Source organism: Rhizobacter sp., from assembly GCA_021153565.1.
GTDB lineage: Bacteria > Pseudomonadota > Gammaproteobacteria > Burkholderiales > Burkholderiaceae_C > Albitalea.
In genome coordinates this window covers 1-6,847 of sequence record JAJKJU010000085.1, presented here as the reverse complement: position 1 = coordinate 6,847, position 6,847 = coordinate 1, and the positions used below count along the sequence as shown (strand labels likewise).

4 protein-coding genes and 1 pseudogene are annotated in these 6,847 nt (G+C 59.0%); 1 reads left to right on the top strand and 4 read right to left on the bottom strand.

Going from position 1 to position 6,847, the window contains the following annotated elements; genetic code table 11:
• On the bottom strand, positions 1 to 2,746 hold a 2,746-nt coding region (locus AC30NL_RS05465; RefSeq protein ID WP_489463000.1), incomplete at its 3' end, for a YopJ family acetyltransferase.
• A 518-nt stretch (positions 2,747 to 3,264) separates the two neighbouring features.
• Here AC30NL_RS05465 and AC30NL_RS05460 point away from each other — a divergent pair.
• Positions 3,265 to 3,421: pseudogene (locus AC30NL_RS05460) on the top strand (IS5/IS1182 family transposase); the annotation flags it as partial.
• Positions 3,422 to 3,454: 33 nt separating this feature from the next.
• Here the strand turns inward: AC30NL_RS05460 and AC30NL_RS05455 are convergent.
• The 3 genes from AC30NL_RS05455 to AC30NL_RS05445 form a co-directional block, all read right to left on the bottom strand.
• Complete coding sequence (locus tag AC30NL_RS05455) at positions 3,455 to 3,991, bottom strand: hypothetical protein (RefSeq protein WP_489462999.1); 537 nt, start codon at positions 3,989 to 3,991, stop codon at positions 3,455 to 3,457.
• A 518-nt stretch (positions 3,992 to 4,509) separates the two neighbouring features.
• Positions 4,510 to 6,612 carry a leucine-rich repeat domain-containing protein gene (locus tag AC30NL_RS05450; RefSeq protein ID WP_489462998.1) on the bottom strand — a complete coding sequence of 701 codons (2,103 nt, stop codon included), beginning with the start codon at positions 6,610 to 6,612 and terminating at the stop codon, positions 4,510 to 4,512.
• A 44-nt stretch (positions 6,613 to 6,656) separates the two neighbouring features.
• A partial coding sequence (locus tag AC30NL_RS05445; protein ID WP_489462997.1) for a hypothetical protein occupies positions 6,657 to 6,847 on the bottom strand: 191 nt, incomplete at its 5' end.

The following is a 6,847-nucleotide window of genomic DNA, read 5'->3' as shown; positions in this document are numbered from 1 at the left end:
GCGTAGGGTCACCGTACAGTGGCATCTCGTAGTTGAACAGCGTGCCACGTGCCGCGACCTGCTCTTGCAGCCTGTGGCCATACTCCCGCTGGAACGCGGGCTGGGGAGCAACGGCCGTGTTTCTTGATACTGTCGCCTCCTGCAATATGGTCAGTAGCTCCTTGAGCAGCGGGGTGGACTGGGGCACGACCGTCGGGCCGTAGAAGCCAGACCGATGGTTCCCTGCCGCCTGGTATTCGCTGCCTTGAGCGAAACCCGAGCGATACGGTACCCCCTTGTACGGGTCTTGTTCGAACTGAACGTGCTGAGATGCCAGAGGAGGATTCGCGTGCGCTGCGTTCGGGCCCGCTTCGTCTCTTCGTGCGGCGTAATACGAATAGTCCTCCATCCGCGCTTTGCCGTGCGACCTCGAGTGGCGACCTGCATCAACTGATGCTGGACGACCCGTTAACTCATCATTGTTTTGCAACCGCCGCCGCTCGGAGCTTTTTCCGACAGAACGCGACGGTTCGCCGTCGAAGTCTCGTTGGGCCGCCCTGGCTTGCTTAGATTGTTGCGGGGGGAGGGCGCTGCCGTCCGCAGGCTTGGGTGTGTGCCGCGAACGGACTGTCAACTTCTCGTCGAAAGCCAAATTGTCCTTGGATCTGCTTCGGACCTTGTAGTGGTCGTTGTGCTGATAGGCCACGTCGTCGTACCGCGGCTGTTGAGAGACCGTCTGAGTCACACGCTCAGGTTTGAACCGAGAGTGCTGTGATTTCAGACGATGACGCACGTGTTTTTCGTCCGGGCCCGCTGCGTCTCCTCGTGCGGCGTAGTGCGAAGAATCCTCCATCCGCGCATTGCCGTGCGACCTCGAGTCGCGGCGACCTGCATCAACGAATGCTGGACGATCCACCAACTCATCATCGTTCTGCGACCGGTTGGACCTTCTTCCAGCACGACGCGACGATTCGCTGTCTCGGTGCCGTGGCTGCTTAGAGGCCTGATTCAAATTCAGGGAAGTGCGCCTTTTGTCTTCATCCTGTTGTACGGGTTGTCCTTGGAGCTTTGGACTTTGCACGTGCTTTGCGTCCGGACCCGAGTCTGCGTCTTCTCGTGCGGAGCGGTACAACGAACCCTCCTTCCGCGCTTTGTCCTGCGACCTCGGGTCGTGGTGGCCTGCATCAACGGATGATTGACGAGTTGTCAACTCAGCATCGTTCTGCGACCGGCGCCGCTCGGACTTTCTTGCAGCACGACGCGACGATTCGCTATTGGAGTCTCGTTGAGCACTCAGTTTGCTCCGGTCGCTGGATGGGGAGGCGGTGCCGTCCGCAGACTGGAATTCGTCCGCCGAAGAGACTGACGACTTCTCGTCGGAATCAGGCTTGTACTTGAAGCTGCTCTGGGGCTCGGACGGTTGCAAAGACTCAGGTGTCCCTTCTTGAACAGGCGGCAATGCATTGGACGCAGTTTCGAACGCATCCCCCCGCGCGGGGCTCAATTTCGGTCCAGCCGCAATCCCGATGTGCTCGATGTGCTCGATGAGTCGCTCGTGGGCGCCAAGTCGCTTTCGCTCATAGGCATTTGTCAACTCAGCATCGTTCTGCGACCGGCGCCGCTCGGACTTTCTTGCAGCACGACGCGACGATTTGCTATCGGAGTCTCGTTGGGCACTCAGTTTGCTCCGGTCGCTGCATGGGGAGGCGGTGCCGTCCGCAGGCTGGAATTTGTCCGCCGAAGGGACTGAGGACTTCTCGTCGGAATCAGGCTTGTACTTGAAGCTGCTCTGGAGTTCGGACGGTTGCGAAGACTCAGGTGTCCCTTCTTGCACAGGCGGCAATGCATTGGACGCAGTTTCGAACGCATCCCCCCGCGCGGGGCTCAATTTCGGTCCAGCCGCAATCTCGACGTGCTCGATGAGTCGCTCGTAGGCGCCAAGTCGCTTCCGCTCATAGGCATCATTGTGTTCAAAGGCCGGGCCGTGCCGCGGATGCTGAGAGACCAGATTCGCATTCTGGTAGGTGCGCAACGTGTCTCCTTTCTGGTTGACCGGTACGTCTTCCAGCTTGGGTCTTTTTTCCAGCAATTCGTCCATGCTCAGCTTCTGAGCCATGAGCTTGAAAAAACGTGCGCCAAGAAGGTGGTTGCCATCGAACACGCGGGCTGCGGCGGGGGCACGGTGAGCGGCCTGCTCCGAACGCATTTCGTCATGCAGTTTCGCGACGTCCGCATCGCTGGGCATTTCGCGCACTGCGTAGAGGGCGAATATGGCGCCGCCGTCTCCGGTGATCTGCGTCGAGGTGTTCACGCAGCTTACCCAGACCTTTGCATCGGCGGGCTTGTCCTCCATGCCCAAAGCATTCTTCAAGTGGTGGCATAGAGCCCCAGCGATGTGCTTCCAGACACGGGTCTCGAAATTCTTCTTGAGGCTGTCCACGACGACCAGCGAAATACGTGACGGGTTTTCCGCGTCGTGTCTGGCCGAGAGCGCCACCTCATGGCCATCGATGCTCACCACGGCATGCCAAGCGCCATGGTCCATCCCTTCCTTGGCCGCGCGTGCCAGGCCGGTCGTCGCCTTCAAGGTCGCGTTCCAATCGTCGCCGAGCACGGCAGTGTCGACGATGTGCGCGCTGAGCCGCAGCGAGGGGTCACGATCGTTTTCCATCGCTACCAGAAGGTCCAGAAACTCCGCATCGCGGCAGCGAAGCAGTTCCCGGCGATGTGCATGGGTCAGGCGCAGCTCCGCGAGGTAGCCTTTCATTTCCTGCATGCGCGCTGCAATGTCGGGGTGTTGAACTGCGGCGGCTACTGCGGGACCTCGGAGGATCTCGGGAGGCAGCGGGCGCCGTACCCTTGGTATGTCATCCTGCGACAAATTCTTGTTGGCACGCCGGGCGATCCTGGATGCCACCGGAATGCGCTGTTCTGCCGCGTGCCGGCCTGACGCAGGCGCGATGGAAATGTCCTCGGGTTTTGACTTCTGTAGAAGGCCGGACAGCCCGGCTCTGATGCGATGCACGAAAGTTCGTCCTTGGCGATGGTCGAGTAGTGTTTGGTGTGGCCCCTTTTTCGGGGACCCACCGACTGCAGATGCGTTGCCCCGATATGTCAATGGCACGGCCTGTCCAATCGGTCAACGCGCGCAGCAAGGGTTGCAATTTCTCCACTGTGCCTCGAGAGCGGCTTGGTCGAACCGGCGCTTGCGAATGCGTGTATATAGGCGCGAACATTTCGCGCTGACCGTGCTTCGAATCTCAGCACAGATGCGCGTGAAGGCACAAGGCCGGCCTGATGATCGGAGCCAGGAGTTTCCCCCGGCAATCCATACGACGGGCATATCCTTGCCGCGCAACTCGAGCAAACCAACACCTTGCGGCAGGACTTGGGACGCAGCCCCAAGCAGGCCATCGTGGACTTGGGGTTTCGGGGCGCGGATGACGACAACCCCGACGTTGCTCAGTCAAGGAATCTAGTTGGCTAACGCAATGTATTTATGGCCGCCCGTCAAAAGTTGGTAACCACTGGTGGGAACCGGGCTATCTATCTTTTTCCAGTCATAGATAACTTCGCTACCGTCCGGCTTTCGTCTGAAGTAGACGGCATGCGGCCCTCCTGTCGGCCCGACGACAGTGATGATGGACCTGTCGGGAAATTGGCTCCATGTGCCATTTTGGCGGTGAACGGAGGCGGAAACGCCGAGCTCCTCAAGAATCCTTTTTCCATCGTCAAACTGCACACCGTCTGAGCCGTCATAGTTCGCGATTCTCACTGCTACGTCGCAGACGGTTCCGAACCGATTTTTGGTTGCCATTGCAATGGCGGCGATGGTGCAACCACGCTTGCGCAGACCTGTTCCCTTGTACTCAAGGCCGCGGGTGAAAGCTACGCTTCCAGCCGCGTCAGGAAATGAAGGGCCCGCTTGGCCAAAATTTTGGATCGGCCTGGATGGGAAGGCGACCGGTCCGGCGAAATTGTCTTGATTTGCCGCCCGCCGAACATTCGCCATGGACGAGCGTTCTATGGAGGCGAGGGATGGAAGTGGGAAGCCGAAGTTCGAAGTGGCGGAGGAGGACGAGCCAATGCGCGATGAGGGGCGGTTCAATACTTCCGCGCGCGATGGCCTGTTAAACGAGGGGGAAAGGCCTGTACGACGGTGTAGTTCCTCGATACGGTCGCTCCGAGGGGGCAGTGCTTCTCGCAGAGCGCCCGCCTCCCTGGAAAAGGGTGGCCGAGCCGCCTGCTGGGAGTGCGGGTCACGCTCCCCAAGAAGTCGACGTCTGTGTTCCTCGTAGGCGCTCAGGTTGAGAAATGGGTTACCAATGGGACCCGAGGGGGAAAGGCCGCTACGACGGTGTATGTCCTCGATACGGTCGCTCCGAGGGGGCAGTGCTTCTCGCAGAGCGCCCGCCTCCCTGGAAGAGGGTGGCCGAGCCGCCTGCTGGGAATGCGGGTCATGCTCCCCAAAAAGTCGACGTCTGTATGCCTCGTAGTCGCTCAGGTTGAATAATGGGTTACGAATGGGCTTCATTCAAATTCTCTATAGGGGTCGTAGGGCTTTTCTCCCATATCCCACAAATACTCGTACCACTTCGCCTCTTGGACTACGGGAGCTGGGTAAATTTCTTCGATTTGAATACCGGGATAGCCATATTCCATCTGCGGATGATCGTACATGTAGCCATACTGGTCCTCGTCAGTAGGCCCTAGGGCCCACTCGGGATCTCTCTTGGGAATGCGCTCCCACGGGGGAGGTGATATCGGCCGTTCTTGGGGCCAGCCACGCTGGAGGCTTCCGCGCGCTTCCGAGGTTCGGCCTACAGCGGAAAAAGCCGTCCTGCTGCTGCCTTCGGCAAGATGCGCGGGCCGCGTGCTGCCTTGCGCGAATGCTTGAGCCGGCCGAGTGGAATATGCGGGCTTCTCACGAGGGCGGGGGGGCACCGTTGAGGATTCGGCCACGTGAAGCGCTTCGAGCGCTGCCGCGAGTTTGGCTGCTTCGAGATTTTCCGCGAGTTTGGCTTCGACAAGTTCAGCGGGAAAGGCTTCCAGGGCACTGACTATCGCTGTCCGGGTCTCCAGCGGCAAGGCTTTTAATTCGCGACGCAACACGTCCATCCCCGCTCGCACCTTTGCCTTGTCCGTGACTGCAACATTCGCCGCCGCTTGGTAATCGATGTTTGACGGGCCCGCATCATTGGGTGCGAAGGAAGGCCCTGGAGTCATTCCAACGAATCCTGCCGGGTATCCGCCCGGCGGAGCGGCTGCTGCGCCAAGAGTGGGCCATGCCCCGGCGGTTCGCGGCGGCCGGAGCTCGGGGTACATCGGAAATGGCTCTAGCTCTAGTGCATTATTTCCCGGGAAATTCGCGTATTCGTTGGCAACCTCGGCGATCCAGGCGTCGCGTGGGGCCAATTTCTCCGCCCTCGAATAATCTTCTGCGCGCTGTCTGGCGTAGTCAAGCCCCTCAAGTCCGCCAACTTCCTGATTCTCCCGAACGAACTGTTCCACAGAGAGTTCCGAGCGCACGTCGAGGTCGAACAGCGGTGGGGGCATGGGCCGGTCCTCGTGCAGAAGTCCCGGACCCTCGCGAAATATGCCGTCACCTTCTAACAGCCGCCCCTCATTCACAAGGCCTTGTCGGATACCGGTGTTCGTTACAGATACGGTAAGGTGCCTGTCTGCACTTCTGATATTGTCGCCCGACAGCCATTTGTACGTGAAGCCGCCATAGTTCCCGGGAAGCGTAACCAACGGGTTATTACGGAGATCGAGATCAGACTTTCGATTAGGAAGCTTGAACGACTCCGGAAGTGCCTGCAGCCGATTGTCCGACAGAATGGCGGACTTCAGACGCGAAAACAAGTCAGACCATGCCGGAGGGAGAGTCCAGATCTGATTGTGAGACAGATCGAGCTTTTTCAACTGCTCCAGGTATCTCAGCTCAGCCGGTAGATGACCTTGAAGAAGGTTGTAGCTCGCAGTGAGGACTCGAAGTTGCACCAACCGTCCCAGAGCTGCCGGCAGCGCTTCGAGACGGTTCCCGTCCACGTGAAGATAAGTGAGGTCGTGGATCGCCCCAATCGCCTCTGGCAGCGTTTTTAACAGGTTCCCCCTCAGATTGAGCCTTCGAATCTTCTTCATCTGACCTATCTCGTCAGGCAATTTCGGCAGCAAGTTTGCTTCGAGATCCAGGTTCACCAATTTCGTGAGCTTCGCGACAGAAGTCGTCAATGAATAGAGCTTGTTCTGCGAGAGATCGATGGTCTTCGCATGGCTTAAATCATCTCCGAACTCTTCCGGCAGGCTACGCAGGCCGAGCTCGCTCAGAGGAACACCCTCAATCTTCTTCGCACGGACCCTGTCGATTATCGCCAGGGCAGTGCGCCTTTGCTCTGGCGGGAGTGTTATTGCGTCTTTTGCTGCATTTCGGTCCAGGCCCGGGTCGGCAGGTGCGCCCGCAGCCCATTCTTCCCGCGTCGTGCGTGGCCTCAATGGCGACCCAGGCTCTCGCAGTGGCGAGGGTGCGGCTGGCGGCCTTGTGTTCACCGGCTGGGGTTGGTTTTGCGGAGGGTGGTAACGACCGATGCTGTCGTCGCCGCAGCCGAGTAATGGTTTCTTGAGAAAAAACATGGTGATTTCTTTACATCTTCAATGTGTTGGGTTTGCGCTCTCGATCAAAAATGCCTCGGATACTTTGCGTTCCAGCTCAGCAGGGCACTGCGGTGATACTCTTGCAGGTAATCATTCCAGAAGCGCTGTCCGGCCAGGAAAGCATCGACTCTCGGTTCGTTCTTTTCCTCTTGGTAGACCTCCCCCAACACCCTCTGCTTGTAGACCTCGATCTGATCGGGTGGGATCACGCAAG